13 protein-coding genes are annotated in these 19,802 nt (G+C 71.5%); 5 read left to right on the top strand and 8 right to left on the bottom strand.

The features are described 5' to 3' along the window. Window positions 1-300 precede the first annotated feature (300 nt). From ACIBH3_RS20710 to ACIBH3_RS20695, 4 genes are all read left to right on the top strand, one after another. Window positions 301-1,383 (top strand): hypothetical protein, encoded by a 1,083-nt coding sequence (locus tag ACIBH3_RS20710; RefSeq protein WP_396313481.1) that lies wholly within the window; start codon window positions 301-303, stop codon window positions 1,381-1,383. 13 nt (window positions 1,384-1,396) lie between these two features. Next, the gene (locus ACIBH3_RS20705) at window positions 1,397-3,028 is read left to right on the top strand and encodes a VWA domain-containing protein (RefSeq protein WP_396313480.1); all 1,632 of its coding nucleotides are present in this window, start codon (window positions 1,397-1,399) and stop codon (window positions 3,026-3,028) included. Continuing rightward, a complete protein-coding gene (locus ACIBH3_RS20700) occupies window positions 3,015-3,638 on the top strand; it encodes a hypothetical protein (RefSeq protein WP_396313479.1) in 624 nt (207 codons plus the stop codon). Before ACIBH3_RS20705 ends, ACIBH3_RS20700 begins: the two co-directional genes overlap by 14 nt. A gap of 174 nt (window positions 3,639-3,812) precedes the next feature. Next, on the top strand, window positions 3,813-5,636 hold the full coding sequence (locus ACIBH3_RS20695) for a bifunctional metallophosphatase/5'-nucleotidase (RefSeq protein ID WP_396313478.1): 1,824 nt from the start codon (window positions 3,813-3,815) through the stop codon (window positions 5,634-5,636). Window positions 5,637-5,698: 62 nt separating this feature from the next. Here the strand turns inward: ACIBH3_RS20695 and ACIBH3_RS20690 are convergent, their stop codons facing one another. Beyond that, a complete protein-coding gene (locus ACIBH3_RS20690) occupies window positions 5,699-7,042 on the bottom strand; it encodes an MFS transporter (RefSeq protein WP_396313477.1) in 1,344 nt (447 codons plus the stop codon). 127 nt (window positions 7,043-7,169) lie between these two features. On the opposite strand from ACIBH3_RS20690, the gene ACIBH3_RS20685 reads away from it, so the two are divergent. Then, window positions 7,170-8,165, top strand: coding sequence for an ArsR/SmtB family transcription factor (locus ACIBH3_RS20685; protein WP_396313476.1), 996 nt, complete (start codon window positions 7,170-7,172; stop codon window positions 8,163-8,165). A 22-nt stretch (window positions 8,166-8,187) separates the two neighbouring features. Here the strand turns inward: ACIBH3_RS20685 and ACIBH3_RS20680 are convergent, their stop codons facing one another. The 7 genes from ACIBH3_RS20680 to ACIBH3_RS20650 form a co-directional block, all read right to left on the bottom strand. Next, window positions 8,188-9,054, bottom strand: coding sequence for a helix-turn-helix domain-containing protein (locus ACIBH3_RS20680; RefSeq protein ID WP_396313475.1), 867 nt, complete (start codon window positions 9,052-9,054; stop codon window positions 8,188-8,190). Between the two features lie 296 nt (window positions 9,055-9,350). Next, on the bottom strand, window positions 9,351-10,811 hold the full coding sequence (locus ACIBH3_RS20675; RefSeq protein ID WP_396313474.1) for a glutamate synthase subunit beta: 1,461 nt from the start codon (window positions 10,809-10,811) through the stop codon (window positions 9,351-9,353). After that, window positions 10,804-15,393 carry a glutamate synthase large subunit gene (gene gltB, locus ACIBH3_RS20670; RefSeq protein ID WP_396313567.1) on the bottom strand — a complete coding sequence of 1,530 codons (4,590 nt, stop codon included), beginning with the start codon at window positions 15,391-15,393 and terminating at the stop codon, window positions 10,804-10,806. Before gltB ends, ACIBH3_RS20675 begins: the two co-directional genes overlap by 8 nt. 511 nt (window positions 15,394-15,904) lie before the next feature. After that, window positions 15,905-16,651, bottom strand: a complete 747-nt coding sequence (locus tag ACIBH3_RS20665; RefSeq protein WP_396313473.1) for a VIT1/CCC1 transporter family protein — start codon at window positions 16,649-16,651, stop codon at window positions 15,905-15,907. 229 nt (window positions 16,652-16,880) lie between these two features. Then, window positions 16,881-17,864, bottom strand: coding sequence for a prolipoprotein diacylglyceryl transferase (gene lgt / locus ACIBH3_RS20660; protein WP_396313472.1), 984 nt, complete (start codon window positions 17,862-17,864; stop codon window positions 16,881-16,883). Between the two features lie 131 nt (window positions 17,865-17,995). Continuing rightward, the gene (locus ACIBH3_RS20655) at window positions 17,996-18,877 is read right to left on the bottom strand and encodes a DsbA family protein (protein WP_396313471.1); all 882 of its coding nucleotides are present in this window, start codon (window positions 18,875-18,877) and stop codon (window positions 17,996-17,998) included. A gap of 34 nt (window positions 18,878-18,911) precedes the next feature. Further along, a complete protein-coding gene (locus ACIBH3_RS20650) occupies window positions 18,912-19,427 on the bottom strand; it encodes a MauE/DoxX family redox-associated membrane protein (RefSeq protein WP_396313470.1) in 516 nt (171 codons plus the stop codon). Window positions 19,428-19,802: the final 375 nt, after the last annotated feature.

Here is a 19,802-nt window from a genome sequence, read left to right as displayed (position 1 = left end):
GGGCGCCACCCATGATCACGTGCACTCTTTCTTCACTTCTGATGATCTGTCAATCAGCAACTTCACAGCTTGGCTTGATTGATTCCCAGGAAGACCACCTCAAGATCTTCACGACGTCCGGATTGGCCTGATCACGCCCATCGGGCGGGTGCAGGCGTGGCGCTGCAACGAGTGTTCGATGCCATTCCGTGAAGGCCTGTTCACCCCCGGTTCACCCTCCCGTACGCCCCCGCTCCGGGGTCGGCGGGACGCTCTGGGTCCGGGGGAATCCCCCGGGCGTGGTGGGGGAAGGGGGCGTCGGTGAGACGGCTGTTAGGGGTGCTCGGCGCGCTGGTGCTGCTGGGCGGGGTGGTGTTCGCGGTGGTGCGCGGGCAGGTCGGTGATCCGCCGGAGCTCACGGTGGTCAAGGGCGTGATCGGCTCCGAGAAGCGGGAGTTCTTCGCCGATCCGGAGGTGGTCGCCGAGCTCGGGGCGCAGGGCCTGAGGGTGGACGCGGTGACCACCGGTTCGTGGTTGATGGCCGGTACCAAGCTGGACGGCTACGACTTCGCGTTCCCGGCGAGCCTGTCGCCGGCCGAGGAGATCCGTTCGCAGCTCGGCATCAAGAGCGAGCCGGTGCGCCCGTTCTACTCGCCGCTGGTGGTGGTCGCCCACGCGGGGATCGCGGGCGTGCTGAAGGACAACGGCCTGGCGGAGAAGTCGTCCTCCGGGGTGTGGACGCTGCGGATGGAGCAGTACCTGGCGGCCGTGCGGGCGGATCGGACCTGGCAGAGCCTGAAGGGGGCCGATGCCCATGCCGAGTTGGCGGGTTCGCTGTACCTGACGACCACCGATCCGGAGACGTCTTCGTCGGGGGCGCTGCATCTGGCGGCGGTGTCCTACCTGCTGAACGACCGCAGGGTGGTGGCGGACGACGCCGGGGTGGCGAGGGTGAAGGACGCGCTGCGGCAGTTGACGGCGCTCCAGGGTGACCAGAAGACCAGCAGCGACGGGCCGTTCAAGGACTTCCTGTCGGGGGTGGGCAATCCGCTGGTGCTGGTGTACGAGTCGCAGGTGGCGGCGCTGGCGGCGCAGGGGCGTTCGACGGGTGATCTGGTGGTGCTGTACCCGGACACGACCGTGTCGAGTGATCACACGATGGTCGGGCTGACGGACGGCGGCCGCCGGCTGGCGGAGTTGCTGCGTGACAGTCCGAGGCTGCGTTCGCTGGAGGTCCGGTACGGCTTCCGCCCGCAGGGTGACCCGGCGGCGTTCGGTGCGGGGCTGACGGAGAAGCCGGGGCCGCGGTTCGCGCCGGACCTGTCAGCGGCGGGTCTGCAGCAGGCACCGGTGCCTGCGGTCGCGGTGCTGACCAGGCTGATCGATGCGGCCAAGGGCCGGTGAGGGGGTGGCTGTGATGGGACGGCTCTCGGGTACGGGTGGGCGGGTGCTGGTCGCGGGGCTGGCGTTGCTGGTGGCGGGGTGCACCTCCTCCCCCGCGCCGGTGCCCAGGCCCACGGGCGTGGTGTCGACGACGGCGCAGCCGGGGGTGCTGCGGGTGTTGGCCGGTAGTGAACTTCAGGACATGGCACCGGTGTTGGAGGAGGCGAGGAAGGCGACGGGGATCACCGTCCAGTTCGAGTGGACGGGTTCGCTGGACGGTGCGGACGCGGTGGCGGCGGGGCGGGCGGACGGCCGGTACGACGCGGTGTGGTTCCCGTCCGATCACTATCTGCGCCTTGATGAGGGCGGGAAGGCGAAGCTGCTCTCGGAGACTCCGGTGATGGTGTCGCCGGTGGCGGTGGGGGTGCGTTCCTCGGTGCTGGCGGATCTGGGCTGGGGCGATGGTTCGAAGGTGACGTGGGCGCAGGTCGCGGATGCGGCTTCGACGGGCCGGCTGGCGTACGGGATGGCGGATCCGTCGCGGTCGAACTCGGGCTTCTCGACGTTGGTGGCGGTGGCGTCGGCGTTCTCGGGGGCGAATTCGGCGTTGACGGATGCGGATGTGCAGAGGGCGCAGCCGTCGTTGAAGCGGTTCTTCGCGGGTCAGAAGCTCACTTCGGGTTCGTCGGGGTGGTTGGCGCAGGCGTATGCGCGGGCGGAGCCGGGGCGGGTGGGAGCGCTGGTGAACTACGAGTCGGTGTTGTTGTCGTTGAACCGGACGTTGCCGGCGGATGCGCAGTTGACGGTGGTGCGGCCGGCGGACGGGGTGGTGTCGGCGGACTATCCGTTGGCGTTGTTGGCGTCGTCGGGTCAGCGGGAGCGGGATTCGTTCGAGCGGTTGACGTCGTATCTGTTGCGGGAGGATGTGCAGCGGCGGATCTCGGAGTCGACGCTGCGGCGGCCGGTGGGGGCGGGGGTGGCCGCGGCGGCGGGGTTGCCGGCGGATCGGCGGCGGGAGTTGCCGTTCCCGGGGAGTCGGGCGGTGGCGGACGGGTTGCTCGCGTCGTACCAGAACGAGCTGCGGCGGCCGTCGCGGACGGTGTATGTGCTGGACACCTCGGGTTCGATGAGGGGTGACCGGTTGGCGTCGCTGAAGGGGGCGATGGGCCGGTTGACGGGGGTGGACGACACCCGGGGGGTGCGCCGGTTCCGGGATCGGGAGGAGGTGACGCTGATCTCCTTCGCTTCGGTGGTGAAGTCGACGCGGACGCATGTGGTGCCGGCGGGGGGTTCGCGGGCGGAGTTGGCGGCGATCGACGCGGATGTGCGGGGGTTGGCGGCGGATGGCGGTACGGCGGTGTACAGCTCGTTGGAGGAGGCGTATCGGGTGGTGGAGCGTCAGGAGTCGGCGGCGAAGGATGACCGGTTCACCTCGATCGTGCTGATGACGGACGGGGAGAGCAACGAGGGCGCGTCGGATGCCGACTTCAAGGCGTTCTATCAGGGGTTGCCGGCTTCGCAGCGGGCGGTGCCGGTGTTCCCGATCTTGTTCGGGGATGCGGCGAAGGGGCAGTTGCAGGGGATCGCGGAGGTGACGGGCGGGAAGCTGTTCGACGGGACGGGGTCGCTGGACGGTGCGTTCGAGGAGATCCGTGGCTATCAGTAGCCGGGTGTTGGGGTACTTGGAGTCGGGGCGCAATCTGGCGGGCTGTGTGGGGGGCGCGGTCGGGCTGGTGCTGCATTTCACGGGGGTGGCGGGGTCCTGGTGGCCGGGGGTGGTGGCGGGTCTGTACGGCGTGGGTGCGCTGTTGGTGCCGGGGCCGGGGGCCGGCGGGGCGGGGGGCGCGGGGCTGCCGGTGGCGGGTGCGCCGGTCTCCGCTGAGCCCGTAGGCGCTGAGCCTGTTACGGGCGCGCCCGTCGCCGCGCGGCCTGTGGGCGGTGAGCCGGCCGGCGGGGAGCTGCGGGCGGGCCTGGAGGAGCTGACGCGGTATCTGGAGGGCTTGGCGCTGCCCGGTGCGGCCGGGGTGGCGGAGTTGCTGGAGCGGGTGGCGGGCCTGGCGTGCCGCGCGCCGGAGGCGGCGGGCGAGCAGGGCAGGCAGGGCGAGGAGTGCGGGGAGGCGCTGCGGGTGGCCGGGCGGGTGGTGCGGGAGGAGCTGCCGCTGGCCGTGGCGGGCTATCTGCGGGCCCGTACCTGGCAGCGCTGGGCGCCGGGCGGGGAGGATCCGTCGGTGCTGCTGGGCCGGGAGGTGGCGCGGATGGCGGGGGCGCTGGACTGATCGCGGCTCAGGGCCGGCACCGGGGAGTCGCCAAGATCTCACCTGTTGGAAACGCTCGGGGGGTATCGGGGCCGGGCCTTGTCGGGGCAGACTTCTACGCGCGTTCCGCTACGCGCGTCGATACCGTTGACGGTCCGTCTGCGTCCGTCCGCAGTCCCCACCTGGAGTCGTCCCATGCCCCTGAACCGCCGTGACTTCGTCAGCCGCTCCGCCGCGACGGCGGCCGGTGCCGCCCTGGCCGGCGGCCTCGCCGCGACCCCTGCGGCGGCCGCCGGCCAGGAGGCGAAGCCCGCCAGGAAGGGCCCCAAGAAGCAGGCCTTCACCGTGATGGGCACCACCGACCTGCACGGCCGGGTGCTCAACTGGGACTACTTCACCGACAAGGTCTACGCCGACCAGGCGCACAACGACGTCGGCCTCGCCAAGATCTCGACGCTGGCCAACCAGGTCCGCGAGGAGAAGGGCTGGGACCGTACCCTGCTGATCGACGCCGGCGACATCATCCAGGGCACCCAGCTGACGTACTACTACGCGCGGGTGGACCCGATCGCGACGGACGCCGACGAGGCCCCCGAGCACCCGATGGCGCTCGCGATGAACCTGATGGGCTACGACGCGGCGGCACTCGGCAACCACGAGTTCAACTACGGCATCGAGACGCTGCGGGCGTTCGAGGAGCAGCTGGACTTCCCGCTGCTGGGCGCCAACGCGCTGCACGCCAAGAACGAGAAGCCGGCGTTCACCCCGTACGTGATCAAGGAGCTGCACCTGGGCGGCGGCCGTCCGCTGAAGGTGGGCATCCTGGGGCTGACCAACCCGGGCATCGCGATCTGGGACAAGGCGAACGTCGCCGGCAAGATGGTCTTCCCCGGCATCGTGGAGATGGCGAAGAAGTACGTGCCGCGGATGAAGGCGGCCGGCGCGGACATCGTGGTGGTGTCGGCGCACTCGGGCATCGACGAGCCGACCACGTACGGCGACCAGCTGCCGTGGCCGGAGGACGCGTCGGGTGAGATGGCGGCCGGCGTGCCGGGCATCGACGCGGTGCTGGTGGGCCACACCCACAAGGAGGTCGCGCAGCGGCTGATCGTGAACCGGGAGACCGGCCGGAACGTGGTGCTCTCCGAGCCGCTGTGCTGGGGCCAGCGGCTGACCTGCTTCGACTTCGAGGTGGAGTTCGACCAGGGTGTCTGGAAGCTGGTCTCGCTCTCCTCCCGGGTGCTGAACTCCAACACGGTGCCGGAGGACCGGGAGATCGTGAACGCGCTGGCGGACCAGCACAAGAAGGTCGTGGAGTACGTCAACCAGGTGATCGGCACCTGTAAGGCGGAGCTGTCGATCGCGGAGTCCCGGTTCCGGGACACGCCGATCATCGACCTGATCGGGCGGGTGCAGGCGGACGCGGTGAAGGCCGCGCTGGCGTCGACGACGTACGCGAACCTGCCGGTGCTGGCGCAGGCGGCTCCGTTCAACCGTACGGCGCTGATTCCGGCGGGGCAGGTGAAGCTGCGGGACGCGGCGGGGCTGTACATCTACGAGAACACCCTGGAGGCCCGGGTCCTGACGGGTGCCCAGATCAAGGACTATCTGGAGTTCTCGGCGAAGTACTTCGCGCAGCTCGCCCCGGGTGCGCCGGTCGACCGGGCGACGCTGACCAACCAGCAGAGCACGCCGGACTACAACTTCGACTCGGTGTACGGGGTGTCGTACGACATCGACATCGCGCAGCCGGTCGGTTCGCGGATCGTCAACCTGTCCTTCGAGGGCAAGCCGGTCGACCCGGCGGCGCAGTTCGTGCTGGCGGTGAACAACTACCGGGCGAACGGCGGCGGTAACTTCCCGCATGTCGCGGCGGCGACCAAGGTGTGGGCGAACTCGGACGAGATCCGCAACACGATGATCGCCTGGGTGAAGGCGAAGGGTGTCATCGACCCGGCGGACTTCGCGGGTGGCTCCTGGCGTCTGGTGCGGGCCGGGGTGCCGGTGTTCCAGGACTGACCGGGCCGGTGCGGGGTCCGGGCGGGGAGTGCTCCGCCCGGACCCCGCGCGGTGTGCGGAGGTCAGGGTGCCCCGGCCGGCGCCAGGGTGCCGGCCGGGGCGTCGGCGGGGGCGCCGGTACGCGCGGCGGCCGGGCGGTCGGCGGCGGTGCCGGCGAGGCGTTCGAGCAGGAGCAGCGCGGGGACGGCGGCCACCGCCAGCAGGGCGAGGAAGGCCCAGGGCAGGGCCGCGCCGCGGGCGAGCAGCAGGGTGAGCAGGGCGGGTGCGAGGGCCTGCCCGGTGTTCCAGGAGAGCTGGTAGACGGCCAGGTAGCGGCCGCGCATCCCGGGGCGGGCGAGGGCGACGCTGAGGTCCTCGGCGTACGGGGTCGCCATCGTCTCGGCGACGTTGAACAGGAACATCGCGGCGTAGAGGCCGGCCAGGACGGCCCAGCCGGGGGCGGCGGCGAGTGCGGCGAAGAGGCCGAAGGCCAGGGCGTTGACGAGCGAGGCGGCGGCCAGGATCCGGGTGGTCCGGTGGCGCTCCAGGCGGCGGGCGACCACGCTCTGGGTCAGCACCACCTGCACGCCGTTGAGCACCAGGAGTGAGCCGGCCACCCAGGCCTGCTGGTGCAGGCCCTCGGTGAGGTAGACGGCCAGCAGCATGCTGAGGATCATCGAGCCGAAGACCGAGCAGAGGTTGATGGCGACCAGCAGCAGGTATCGGCCGTCGCGCAGGACGGTGCCGTAGCTGCCGCCGCCCGGCGCCTCGTCCGGTGCCGCCTCGGCCGGCCGTGCGGCCCGTGCGGGCTCGGCCCGCTGTGCCGGCCGTGGCCGCCAGGTGGTGAGCAGGGCGGTGGCGGCGAGGTAGCTGAGGGCGTTGAGCGCGACCAGGGCGCGCAGTCCGGTGGTGCCTGCGGTGGCGACGAGCAGGGAGCCGAGTGCGCCGCCGATGCCGAGTCCGGCGTTGCGCAGGGTCTGGACGAGGGCGAACCAGCGGGTGCGTTCGCCGCCCTCGGCGGCGAGCACGACCAGCCCGGTGCTGGAGGTCCAGTAGGCGACGGCGCCGACCTGGGCGAGCCAGGCCACCAGGACGATCTGCCAGGCCTGTTGGGCGAGCAGGAAGCCGCCGTACGCGAGGACGGAGAGGCCGTTGCCGACGGCGGAGACGGCGCGCGGGCCGTAGCGGTCGATCAGCGGGCCGGTGACGATCGCGGTCGGCAGGGCGAGCAGCCGGGCCAGGGTGATGGCGGCGCCGATGGCGGCGATGGTGAGGGTGGTGGTGCGGGCGAAGTAGACGACGGTGAAGGCGAGCAGCAGGCCGGTGCCGAGGCTGTCGATCAGGTGGGCGCCGACGAGGTTGCGGCGGCCGGTGGTGTCCGGCAGGCCGAGGCGGTCCCGGACGGGGGTGAGCGTCGCGCTGGTCATGGGACGAGCCTTCCGGCGATGATCGTCCTCGCCCAGGGATTTCGTCCTGCTGGAATCGTCGGCGCCCTGGCGGTCGGGGGTCGGTGGTTCGCCGGCGGGCCGCGGCGCCGGGTTTCACCGTCGGCTCTTGAGGGAGGACGTAGTGCTCACGCTGGACTTCTCGGCGCAGGACGTGGCGGCGACGCGGTTCGCCCGCTCGCGGCTGCTGGAGGTGGTGACGAGCGTTCAGGTGCTCAAGGACCCGGGGTCGCGGGCGGTGCATCTGCCGTGGGTCCGGCAGGCCAGGGAGCGGCTGGCGGCCGGCGGGGTGCGCTACGAGCTGCTGTCGCAGCTGGTCCCGATGCCGGCCTGGCACCTGCCGGACTTCCTGACGCCGGTCCCGGCGGCCACCGCCGACGGGATGGCGGCGGAGCTGGCGGCGCTGGCCGCAACCGCGCCGCGGAGTGTGGTGGCGGACCTCGAACCGCTGGCGCGGCCGCTGCCGCCGCTGGTGGAGCGGCTGCGGGCGGATCCGGTGGCGGGGCTGGCCCGGCTGACGGCTGAGGTGGGCGCGTACTGGGAGGCGGCCGTCGAGCCGTTCTGGGCGCGGATCGAGCGGCTGGCGGAGGGCGAGATCCTGTACCGGGCGCGGAAGATGGCGGTGGGCGGGCCGGCCGCGCTGTTCGAGGGGCTGCATCCGAAGGTGAGCTGGTCCGAGGGGCGGATGACGCTGGCGCAGCGGCGCTACGACAGTGCGCAGCGGCTGGTGGGCGGGCGGGGGCTGGTGCTGGTGCCGTCGGTGTTCGTGTGGCCGGGGGCGGTGTTGCAGACGGACGGCGTGGCGCAGCCTGGGCTGGTGTACGCGCCGCGTGGGGTGGCGACGTTGTGGGAGGGCGGTGCGGTGGTGCCGCGGGCGTTGGCGGGGGTGCTGGGGCGGGGGCGGGCGTTGCTGCTGGCGGAGTTGGAGTCGCCGGCTTCGACGACCGAACTGGCGCTGCGGACGGGTCTGTCGGCGCCGAACGTGTCGCATCATCTGTCGGCGTTGCACGCGGCGGGGTTGCTGGTGCGGCACCGCTCGGGCCGTACGGTGCTGTACGTGCGGACGGCGCTGGCGCAGGCGTTGCTGGAGGCGGGCGCGCCGTGAGGCGGCGGCGCCCGCCGTGGCGTCAGAGGTCCCGGCGGATGGCGGCCAGCAGCGCGGCCGCCCGGTCGGGCGTCAGGCTGTCGGCGGTGAGCCGGCGCATCGCCTCGCCGTACTCGGCGACGTCCTCGGGCTTGTCCAGGTAGAGGGCGCTGGTGAACTGCTCCAGGTAGACGACGTCGGACAGGTCGGGTTCGGCGAAGGTGAGCATCGAGAAGGCGCCGGTCTCGGCGGTCTGCACGCCGGCGCCCAGCGGCAGGATGTGCAGTTCCACGGCGGGCAGTTCGGTCAGGGCGGCGAGCCGGTCGAGCTGTCCGCGCATCACCTCGGCGCTGCCCCAGGGCCGGCGCAGCGCGGCCTCGTCGATCACGGCGACCACCCGTGGCGGTAGCTCGGCCGTGAGCAGTTGCTGGCGCCGCAGCCGTACCTCCACCCGGCGTTCGACCTCGTCGGGGGTGGCGCCGTGGTTGCCGAGGGTGATCACGGCGCGGGCGTAGTCGGCGGTCTGCAGCAGGCCGGGGACGAGCTGCACCTCGTAGCTCTGGATGGTGGTGGCGGCCTCCTCCAGGCCCAGGTAGGTCTGGAACCAGGAGGGCAGGATGGCGCCGTAACCGTGCCACCAGGAGGCGGTGTTGGCCTCGCGGACGAGGGCGAGCAGGATGGCGCGCTCGGTGTCGTCGTGTATGCCGTAGAGGGTGAGGAGGTCGGCGACGTCGCGTTCCTTGAAGCCGACCCGGCCGAGCTCCATCCGGCTGATCTTGGACTCGGAGGCCCGGATCGAGTACCCGGCCTGTTCGCGTGTCACCCCCCGGGCCTCGCGCAGCCGGCGGAGCTGGGATCCCAGCACCAGCCTCCGCACCGTCGTCCCGCCGCCCGTCTGGGTCGTGCTCATCGTGCGCACCTCCGCCGCTACCCGTACCGCCGCCCCCGGCCGTCGGGCGGCAGTCTGCCACCTGGCGCTGACATCCGGTACCTACCGCGGGGTAGAACACGGGGGCGGAACACGCGATTGGCGCCTGCCCTCAGCTTGGTCGGGGAGAGGGCAGGCGCCTGGTACCGCGTAGGCCCGGCGACGCTGGCGGGGGCAGCGGTTCGTGCAACCCGGCGAATGCGGTGCCGGGCGTTCGGGGCGGACCACCGTGGGGGCGGTCCGTGCGGCTCGGACCACCGGGGGGCGGTCCGAGCGGGTCAGACCACCAGCGGCCGGTCCGTGGGGCGGATCGGGGCGGGCAGGGCGGTCCTGCCACCAAGGTACCGGTCCACCGCGGCGGCGGCCGAACGGCCCTCGGCGATGGCCCAGACGATCAGCGACTGGCCGCGGCCGGCGTCACCGCAGACGTAGACGCCGTCCACGTTGGTGGCGAAGGCACTGTCCCGGTTGACGTTGCCGCGGGCGTCGAGGTCGACGCCGAGCTGCTCGACCAGGCCGTTGGCGGTGTCGGTGCCGGTGAAGCCCATGGCGAGGGTGACGAGCTGGGCCGGGATGGACCGCTCGGTGCCCTCGACCGGCTGGAACCGGCCGTCCTTGAACTCGACCTCGACGAGGTGGAGCTCCTGGACGTTGCCGTCCTCGTCGCCGGTGAAGTGGGTGGTGTTCACGCTGTACACGCGCTCACCGCCCTCCTCGTGCGCGGAGGTGACCTTGTAGAGCATCGGCATGGTCGGCCACGGCTGGCCCGTGGGCCGGTCGTCGCCGGGGCGCGGCATGATCTCCAGCTGGGTGACCGAGGCCGCCCCCTGGCGCAGCGCGGTGCCGAGGCAGTCGGCGCCGGTGTCGCCGCCGCCGATGACGACGACGTGCTTGCCCTTGGCGCTGATGGGCGTCTCGACGAAGTCGCCCTCCTGCACCTTGTTGGCCAGCGGCAGGTACTCCATCGCCTGGTGGATGCCCTTGAGCTCCCGGCCGGGGACGGGCAGGTCGCGGGCGGTGGTGGCACCGGCGGCGACGACGACGGCGTCGAAGCGCTCGCGCAGCTGCTGGCCGGTGATGTCCTCGCCGACGCTGACGCCGGTACGGAAGCGGGTGCCCTCCGCGCGCATCTGCTCGACGCGGCGGTTGATGTGGCGCTTCTCCATCTTGAACTCGGGGATGCCGTAGCGCAGCAGGCCGCCGATGCGGTCGGCGCGCTCGTACACCACCACCGTGTGCCCGGCCCGGGTGAGCTGCTGGGCGACGGCGAGGCCGGCCGGGCCGGAGCCGACGACGGCCACGGTCTTGCCGGACAGGCGCTCCGGGACCTGCGGCGTGACGCCGCCGTTGTCCCAGGCCTTGTCGATGATGGTGACCTCGACGTTCTTGATGGTCACCGCGTCCTGGTTGATCCCGAGCACGCACGCCGACTCGCAGGGAGCCGGGCAGAGGCGGCCGGTGAACTCCGGGAAGTTGTTGGTCGCGTGCAGGCGCTCGATCGCGCCGGACCAGTCGTCCCGGTATGCCAGGTCGTTCCACTCGGGGATGAGGTTCCCGAGCGGGCAGCCGTTGTGGCAGAACGGGATGCCGCAGTCCATGCAGCGGCCGGCCTGCTTGGTGATGATCGGAAGGAGGCTGCGCTCGACGTAGACCTCGTTCCAGTCCCGGATCCGGACGTCGACCGGCCGGCGCTCGGCGAGCTGCTTGGGCGTGGTCAGGAAGCCCTTGGGGTCAGCCATTTGCCGCCTCCATCATCTTGCGAGTGGTCTCGGACTCGGAGAGCCCGTCGCGCTCAGCGGCATCCTTGGCGGCGAGCACAGCCTTGTAGTCGGTCGGCATGATCTTGGAGAAGCGGGAGACCCCGCTCGCCCAGTCGGCCAGGAGTTCGGCGGCCACGGTGGAGCCGGTCTCCTCGTAGTGCTGCTGCACGGTCTCGCGCAGCCATTCGCGGTCGGCGGCGGTCGGGGCCTCGATGCCCACCATGCCGTCGTTCACGTTGGCCGGGCGCAGGTCCAGGACGTAGGCGATACCGCCGGACATGCCCGCTGCCAGGTTACGGCCGGTCTCGCCGAGGACGACGACCCGTCCGCCGGTCATGTACTCCAGGCCGTGGTCGCCCACGCCCTCGACGACCAGGGTGGCACCGGAGTTGCGGACGGCGAAGCGCTCGCCGGCCTTGCCGCGCAGGTGGATCCGGCCGCTGGTGGCACCGTACCCGATGGTGTTGCCGGCGACCACGTGGTTCTGGGCGTCGGCGCCGATGGCGGCCGCGTCCCGGGCCGGGCGGACGATCAGCACGCCGCCGGAGAGGCCCTTGCCGACGTAGTCGTTGGCGTCGCCCTCCAGGCGCAGCGTGACGCCGCGCGGCACGAAGGCGCCGAAGGACTGGCCGGCGCTACCGGTGAGGGTGACGTCGATGGTGCCCTCGGGCAGGCCCTCACCGCGGTACCGCTTGGTCACCTCGTGGCCGAGCATGGTGCCGACGGTGCGGTTGACGTTGCGGATCGGCAGCTGGATGCGGACGGCGTCGCCGCGCTCCAGGGCGTCCTCGGCCAGCGTGATCAGCTGGTTGTCCAGGGCCTTGTCGAGCGAGTGGTCCTGGGTGGTGGTGTTGTGCCGGGCGGCGCCCTCGGGCAGCTCGGGGACGTGGAACAGCGGCGCCAGGTCGAGGCCGGCGGCCTTCCAGTGCGTGATCGCCTCGGCCGCGTCGATGTGCTCGGCGTGGCCGACGGCCTCCTCGATGGTGCGGAAGCCCAGCTCGGCGAGGATCTCGCGGACCTCCTCCGCGATGAACTCGAAGAAGTTCACCACGAACTCGGGCTTGCCGGTGAAGCGCTCGCGCAGCACCGGGTTCTGGGTGGCGACGCCGACCGGGCAGGTGTCCAGGTGGCAGACGCGCATCATGATGCAGCCGGAGACGACGAGCGGCGCGGTCGCGAAACCGAACTCCTCGGCGCCGAGCAGCGCGGCGATGACGACGTCGCGGCCGGTCTTCAGCTGGCCGTCGGTCTGCACCACGATGCGGTCGCGCAGGCCGTTGAGCAGCAGGGTCTGCTGGGTCTCGGCGAGGCCGAGCTCCCAGGGGCCGCCCGCGTGCTTGAGCGAGGTGAGCGGGGAGGCGCCGGTACCGCCGTCGTGGCCGGAGACCAGGACGACGTCCGCGTGCGCCTTGGAGACGCCGGCCGCGACGGTGCCCACGCCGACCTCGGAGACCAGCTTCACGTGGATGCGGGCCGCCGGGTTGGCGTTCTTGAGGTCGTGGATCAGCTGAGCCAGGTCCTCGATGGAGTAGATGTCGTGGTGCGGCGGCGGGGAGATCAGGCCGACGCCCGGGGTGGAGTGCCGGGTCTTGGCGACCCACGGGTAGACCTTGTGGCCGGGCAGCTGGCCGCCCTCGCCGGGCTTGGCGCCCTGCGCCATCTTGATCTGGATGTCGTCCGCGTTGACCAGGTACTCGCTGGTGACGCCGAAGCGGCCGGAGGCGACCTGCTTGATGGACGAGCGGCGGGCCGGGTCGTACAGGCGCTCCGGGTCCTCGCCACCCTCACCGGTGTTGGACTTGCCGCCCAGCTGGTTCATCGCGATGGCGAGCGTCTCGTGCGCCTCCATCGAGATGGAGCCGTAGGACATGGCGCCGGTGGAGAAGCGCTTGACGATCTCGGAGACCGGCTCGACCTCGTCGATCGAGATCGGGGCGCGGCCCTTGCCGTCCAGCTTGAACAGGCCGCGCAGTGTCATCAGCCGCTCGGACTGCTCGTTCACCCGCTCGGTGTACTGCTTGAAGATGTCGTAGCGGCGGCTGCGGGTGGAGTGCTGGAGGCGGAAGACGGTGTCCGGGTCGAACAGGTGCGGTTCGCCCTCGCGGCGCCACTGGTACTCGCCGCCGATGTCCAGCGCGCGGTGCGCGGCCGCGATGCCGGAGGCTGGGTAGGCCTTGGCATGACGGGCGGCCGTCTCCTTGGCGATCTCCTCCAGGCCGATACCGCCGAGCTTGGTGGTGGTGCCGGCGAAGTAGGTGTCCACGGTGTCCTGGTCGAGGCCGATGGCCTCGAAGACCTGGGCGCCGCGGTAGGAGGCGACGGTGGAGATGCCCATCTTCGACATGACCTTCAGGACGCCCTTGCCGAGCGCCTTGATCAGGTTCTTGATGGCCTTCTCCGGCTCGATGCCGGTCAGGAAGGTGCCCTGGGCGACGAGGTCCTCGACGGACTCCATCGCCAGGTACGGGTTGACCGCGCCGGCGCCGTAGCCGACCAGCAGGGCCACGTGGTGGACCTCGCGGACGTCACCGGCCTCGACGATCAGCGACACCTGGGTGCGCTGCTTGGTGCGGATCAGGTGGTGGTGCACGGCGGAGGTGAGCAGCAGCGAGGGGATCGGCGCGTGCTCGGCGTCCGAGTGGCGGTCGGAGAGGACCACGATGCGGGCACCGTCGGCGATCGCCGCGTCGGCCTCGGCCGCTATGGCCTTCAGGCGGGTGGCCAGTGCCTCGCCGCCGCCGGAGACCTTGTACAGGCCGGAGAGGGTGACGGCCTTGAGGCCCTGCTGGTCGCCGTCGGCGTTGATGTGGACCAGCTTGGCGAGCTCGTCGTTGTCGATCACCGGGAAGGTGATGCCGACCGAGCGGCAGGACGCGGCCTCGGCGGCGAGCAGGTTGCCCTCGGGGCCGAGGTTGCTCAGCAGCGAGGTGACGAGCTCCTCGCGGATGGCGTCCAGCGGCGGGTTGGTGACCTGCGCGAAGAGCTGCACGAAGTAGTCGAACAGCAGGCGGGGCTTCTCGGACAGCGCGGCGATCGGGCTGTCGGTGCCCATCGAGCCGAGCGCCTCACCGCCGGTGCGCGCCATCGGGGCGAGGATGACCCGCAGCTCCTCCTCGGTGTACCCGAAGGTCTGCTGGCGGCGGGTCACCGAGGCGTGGGTGTGGTGGATGTGCTCGCGCTCGGGGAGCTTGGCGAGCTGGATCTGGCCGGCGGCGACCCACTCCTGGTACGGGTGCTCGGCGGCCAGGGCCGACTTGAGCTCCTCGTCCTCGACGATGCGGTGCTCCGCGGTGTCGATCAGGAACATCTTGCCGGGCTGCAGGCGGCCCTTCTTGACGATGGTGTCCTGGTCGAGGTCGAGCACGCCGACCTCGGAGGAGAGGACGACCAGGCCGTCCTCGGTGATCCAGTACCGGGCGGGGCGCAGGCCGTTGCGGTCCAGCACGGCGCCGATCTGGGTGCCGTCGGTGAAGGTGACGCAGGCCGGGCCGTCCCAGGGCTCCATCAGGTTGGAGTGGTACTGGTAGAAGGCGCGGCGGGCCGGGTCCATCGTGGCGTGGTTCTCCCACGCCTCCGGGATCATCATCAGCACCGAGTGCGGCAGCGAGCGGCCGCCGAGGTGGAGCAGCTCCAGGACCTCGTCGAAGGACGCGGAGTCGGAGTGGTCCGGGGTGCAGATCGGGAAGATCCGGCTGAGGTCGCCCGGGATGACGTCGGTGGCGAGCTGGGACTCGCGGGCCGTCATCCAGTTCCGGTTGCCCTTGACCGTGTTGATCTCGCCGTTGTGCGCGACGAAGCGGTACGGGTGGGCGAGCGGCCAGCTCGGGAAGGTGTTGGTGGAGAAGCGCGAGTGCACCAGGCCGAGTGCGGAGGCGTACAGCCGGTCCGACAGGTCCGGGAAGAAGGGCTCCAGCTGGCCGGTGGTCAGCATGCCCTTGTAGACGATGGTCCGGGCGGAGAGCGAGGGGAAGTACACCCCGGCCTCACGCTCGGAGCGCTTGCGCACGACGAAGGCGAGGCGGTCCAGGCCGATGCCGGCCTGGTCGCCGGTGCCGGCCAGGAAGAGCTGACGGAAGCGCGGCATCACCGAGCGGGCGGTGGCGCCCAGCAGGTCGGGGGCGACCGGCACGTCGCGCCAGCCGAGGACGGTCAGGCCCTCCTCGGCGGCGATGGCCTCGATCCGGGCGACGGCGGCCGTGTCGGCGGCGTCCTCGTCGGGGAGGAAGGCGATGCCCACGGCGTAGGCGCCGGCGGCGGGGAGCTCGAAGTCCACCTTGGAGCGCAGGAAGGCGTCCGGGATCTGCGTCAGGATGCCCGCACCGTCACCGGAGTCCGGCTCGGCGCCGGTGGCGCCGCGGTGCTCCAGGTTGCGCAGCACGGTGAGTGCCTGCTCGACGATCTTGTGGTCGGCGATGCCGGTCAGCGTGGCGACGAAGCCGACGCCGCAGGCGTCGTGCTCGTTTCGCGGGTCGTACAGGCCCTGAGCAGCAGGTCGCGCATCCGGAACGAGCGCGTAGGGCGAGCGCGTCGCGCCGGCCTGGGGCTCGTTGGCGGAGTGCATAGATGCAGACAGCATCGGCTCTCCCGTCGTCGTCTTTGGCAGGTACTTGTGCAACAGGGACGACGTTGGCCCTCTGCGATTTCGTGCAGGTTACATGATGCCGGACATCCCGAGAAGTGGAATATGCGGTCCACATTGCGGACGCAGCCCCAGGTCAGGGGCCGTTACCCGTCGGTAATGTCGGTTGGGGAAGGCGAACACTTGTCCGCGCGCTCCCTCCAGTGTGCCCGGCGGTCGCAGGGCTGAAACAGAGCGGAAATGCTCCGTGGACAAGATCGTCACCAGCTGGCCTGCGATTCGAGCCCTCACGGCCGACGCCGAGATTGGAATCTTCGGCTCAGCGGCCCCGAAGGCGATGCTAGGACAACCGGATACCGAGCCCCATGTGCGGAACGTCACGCATCACCGGGCATAACCATGCAGGCCGCTGTGTCTTCGCACGAACCCGTCGGCGGGTGCCCCGAGGCGCGCCGGCGGGCGCCCCGGCCGATGCCGAGGCACCCGCCGACGGTCAGCCGACGTGCCCGCCGATCAGCCAGCCCAACAGGTACGTCACGCCGGCCGCCGCGCCACCCAGCACCAGCTGGCGCACCCCGCTGAACCACCAGCTGCGGGCCGTCACCCGGGCCACCACCGCGCCGCAGGCGAACAGGCCCAGCATCGACAGCACCAGCGCCGGCCACAGCGTGGTCGCCCCCAGCAGGTACGGCAGCAGCGGCAGCACCGCGCCCAGCGCGAAGCAGACGAACGAGGACCCCGCCGCCACCAGCGGCGAGGGCAGGTCGTGCGGGTCTATCCCCAGCTCCTCGCGGGCATGGATCTCCAGTGTCCGGGCCGGGTCCGCCGACAGCTGCCTGGCGACCTCCCGGGCCAGCGCCGGGTCCACCCCGCGTGAGACGTACAGCTCGGCCAGCTCCGCCAGCTCCCCGTGCGGGTTGCGGCTCAGCTCCAGCCGCTCGGCCTCGATCTCGGCCTGCACCAGCTCGCGCTGCGAGGCCACCGAGGTGTACTCCCCCGCCGCCATCGAACAGGCACCGGCCGCCAGGCCCGCGAGCCCGGTCAGCACCACCGTGCTGCTGGAGACGGCGCCGCCGACCACGCCCGTCATCAGGGCGAAGTTGGACACCAGGCCGTCCATCGCGCCGAAGACCGCGGGCCGCAGCCAGCCGCCGTTGACGTCACGGTGGTGCCCCGCCTCCGGGATGCGCGGCCGGGGGTGCTGGTCACCGGTGACGGGCTCGGCACTGATCACACTCACGGTCTTTCGGCCTCCGTTCGAACTCCCCGTGCCCATGGCCGGGGACCCCCCCTGTCCGCAGCCGGGCACGGCGGTGCGCCGTGAGAATCGGGCCGCCCACAGGGCTCTCATACTGGTGAACGTAGTCCGATCATTCGGGACATTCCAGCAAAGTAAGGCTGTCCGAACAGCGCTCCGGCCGCCCGCCACCTCGACGGTGGGAGCGGCCGGATCCTGGTGAAAGCGCAGGTCAGGACGGGTTCTTCAGGTCCGTCCCGGTGGAGTCGGCGGGAGCGTCGGCCGGGGCCTGCGCATCGGGTTCGGCCACGCCCTCGGCGGCCGGAGCACTCTTCGCGCCGGCCTCGGCGCCGTCCGCGCCCTCCTCCGCCGGGCCGTCCACGGCCCTGGCCGCCGGGTCGATGGAGTCCGGGGCCTCACGGCCCGGCCGCGTACGGCCGACGATCACCAGGTAGGCGACGGCGGCGAGGAACAGGAAGATCGCCGTCCAGTCGTTGAGCCGCAGGCCCAGGAAGGTGTGGGCCTCATCGATCCGCAGCCACTCCGTCCAGAACCGGCCCACCGTGTACGCCGCGACGTACAGCGCGAAGGCGCGGCCGTGGCCGAGGGTGAAGCGGCGGTCGGCCCAGATCACCAGCAGCGCGACACCTACGCACCAGAGCGACTCGTACAGGAAGGTCGGGTGGTAGATCCCGGTGACCACCTGGCCGTTCGGCAGGGTCTTGTCGATCTCCAGGCCCCAGGGGAGCGTCGTCTCCCGGCCGTACAGCTCCTGGTTGAACCAGTTGCCCCAGCGGCCGCAGGCCTGCGCGAGCGCGATGCCCGGCGCGATGGCGTCCGCGTACGCCGGCAGTGGCACGCCCCGGCGGCGGCAGCCGATCCAGGCACCGACCGCGCCGAGCGCGATCGCCCCCCAGATCCCCAGGCCCCCCTCCCAGATCTTGAAGGCGTTCCAGGGGTTCTTGCCCTCCCCGAAGTACAGCTGGTTGTCGGTGATCACGTGGTAGAGGCGGCCGCCGACCAGGCCGAACGGCACGGCCCAGACGGCGATGTCGCCGACCGTGTGCTTGGCGCCGCCCCGGGCGACCCAGCGCTTGCTGCCGAGCCAGACGGCCACGACGACACCGATGATGATGCAGAAGGCGTACGCGCGCAGCGGGATCGGCCCGAGGTACAGGACGCCCCGCGACGGGCTCGGAATGTAAGCGATATCCATGGCACGTCCGACGCTACCGTGTCCGGCGCCGGGCTCAGCCGCCAGCACCCGGATTTCTCGCGCCGCCGGCCGCGCCGCCGGCCCCACCCCCAGGCGGGGTGGAGCCGACGCGACGGCCGTCGGTGAGGCGGTCAGCCTGCGGTCGGCGAAGGGTTGTTGGTCTCCGCGGCCGTGGTGCTGGGCGCCGGGCTCTGGCCGTTCGAGCCGGTCTTGCCGAGCGTCTTGCCCTGGTTTGCGGCGTCGACCCACTTCACCAGGTTCGTCGGGGTGATCGCCTCGGTGTCGTTCTTGGGGTAGATCGGCTGGCCGTTGAGCAGCACGGTCGGCGTCGACTTGTAACCGGTCTTGTCGAAGTCCTGCTGCACCGCCGAGACCCACCCGCCGTACTTGTTGGTGTTGACGCACGCCTCGAAGGCGGGTGTGTCCAGCCCGTCGACCTGCTTGGCGAGGTTGATCAGCACCGCCTTGTCCCCGAACGCGTCGTTGCCCTCGCTCGGCTGGTTGCGGTACAGCACGTCGTGGTAGTCCCGGAAGTGCCCGGCGTCCTGGGCGCAGGCCAGGGCGTTGGCGCCGTTCCTGGAGCCCTTGCCCGGCACGGCACGGTCGATGAACGACACGATGTGGTAGTTGCCGCGGATCTTGCCCTGGTCCTCGAGCTGGTCGATGGTCGGCGAGAACTCGCGCTCGAAGGCGCCGCAGGCCGGGCAGCGCGGGTCCTCGTAGACGGTGAGGACGGCCGGCGCGTCGGCGGCCCCGTCCGGGATGACCAGGTTCTTGTCACCGATCGCGCCGGCCGGGGCGGCCATCGGGGTCTCGGGCTTGGACCGCTGGTTCTGCACCACCACACCGACCACCACGGCGGCGGCGATCACCGCGAGCACGACACCGCCGACCACCAGCTTCCTGGTCCGCTTGGACCTGGCCTCCTCGGCCTCCCGCTCCTGCTGCATCCGCTCCCGGGCAGTGCGCTTGCCTTCTCGGTTCTTCTCACTCATGGTGCTGGACTCGCTCATGTTCTGGACATCCAGGGGGTCGGGCGACGAGCGGTCAGCTCGCCAGCCAGGCGTCGGCGGACAGCTTGGTGCGGGGCCGGTACACCAGCCAGGCGGCCAGGATCAGAAAGCCGGTGTCACGGGAGATCTCCTGGAGGTACTCGGTCTTCGAGGCGTCGACCGCGCCGCCGCCACCGAAGCAGCCGCAGTCGATCGAGATGCCTCGGGCCCAGGCGGAGGCGATCCCCGCGATGAAGGCGAGCAGCAGCAGCGCGGAGACCCCGGCCACGATCCGCACCCCGAGCCCGATCACCAGCAGCAGGGCGAGTGCCAGCTCCAGGAAGGGCAGCGCGTAGCCGACCGGCTTGACCAGGGACTCGGGGAGGATCTCGTACGCTCGCACCGCCTGGGCGGCCTCCGCCGGATCGGAGATCTTGGCCAGCCCCGCCCAGCCCCAGACCACCGCCAGGGCCAGACGGACGACCACGCCGATCCAGTCGGTCGCCGACCCGTCGACCACCCGCCGCAGCGCGCTCTCCGCGCGCGGAGCGGCAGTCTGCTGATAGAGCATCGAATGCCCCCTTCGGTACCTGGCTCACGCTTCCTGGGGAACCGTAGGGGACGAGGGCTGGTTCCTCCACATTCGCGAATTAAGCCGAAAGAGTGAGGATTTGACCGTGCCCGTCCCCCCGGCTACCGCCGGCCCAGCCCGCAGGAAGCGGGGCGGGTCGGCTCCAGCAGGCTCGTGCGCCCCTCCCCGAGAGAACGCTGCGCCCGGGTGGCCGCGACCGCCCGGGCCGCCTCCGCGCACCGGAACGCGTCCCGCTCGGCACGCTCCGCACCCCTCTTGACCAGCGCGTGTCCGACTGTGGCGTGCGCTCCCACCGCGGCGCTCAACGCCAGTACGGCAGCGGCGGCCCGGAGAAGGACTGCTCGGCGAAGACAC

This window comes from Kitasatospora sp. NPDC050543, assembly GCF_044457565.1.
Lineage (GTDB): Bacteria > Actinomycetota > Actinomycetes > Streptomycetales > Streptomycetaceae > Kitasatospora.
Note: the sequence above shows the minus strand (reverse complement) of the source record. Positions and strands in the feature narration are given on the sequence as shown.

Coding starts and splice junctions, on each gene's coding strand:
- ACIBH3_RS20675 (WP_396313474.1), bottom strand. CDS start 10,811: ATGGCTGACCCCAAGGGCTTCCTGACCACGCCCAAGCAGCTCGCCGAG.
- lgt (WP_396313472.1), bottom strand. CDS start 17,864: ATGGATATCGCTTACATTCCGAGCCCGTCGCGGGGCGTCCTGTACCTC.
- ACIBH3_RS20690 (WP_396313477.1), bottom strand. CDS start 7,042: ATGACCAGCGCGACGCTCACCCCCGTCCGGGACCGCCTCGGCCTGCCG.
- ACIBH3_RS20680 (WP_396313475.1), bottom strand. CDS start 9,054: ATGAGCACGACCCAGACGGGCGGCGGGACGACGGTGCGGAGGCTGGTG.
- ACIBH3_RS20655 (WP_396313471.1), bottom strand. CDS start 18,877: ATGAGCGAGTCCAGCACCATGAGTGAGAAGAACCGAGAAGGCAAGCGC.
- ACIBH3_RS20650 (WP_396313470.1), bottom strand. CDS start 19,427: ATGCTCTATCAGCAGACTGCCGCTCCGCGCGCGGAGAGCGCGCTGCGG.
- ACIBH3_RS20695 (WP_396313478.1), top strand. CDS start 3,813: ATGCCCCTGAACCGCCGTGACTTCGTCAGCCGCTCCGCCGCGACGGCG.
- gltB (WP_396313567.1), bottom strand. CDS start 15,393: ATGCACTCCGCCAACGAGCCCCAGGCCGGCGCGACGCGCTCGCCCTAC.
- ACIBH3_RS20705 (WP_396313480.1), top strand. CDS start 1,397: ATGGGACGGCTCTCGGGTACGGGTGGGCGGGTGCTGGTCGCGGGGCTG.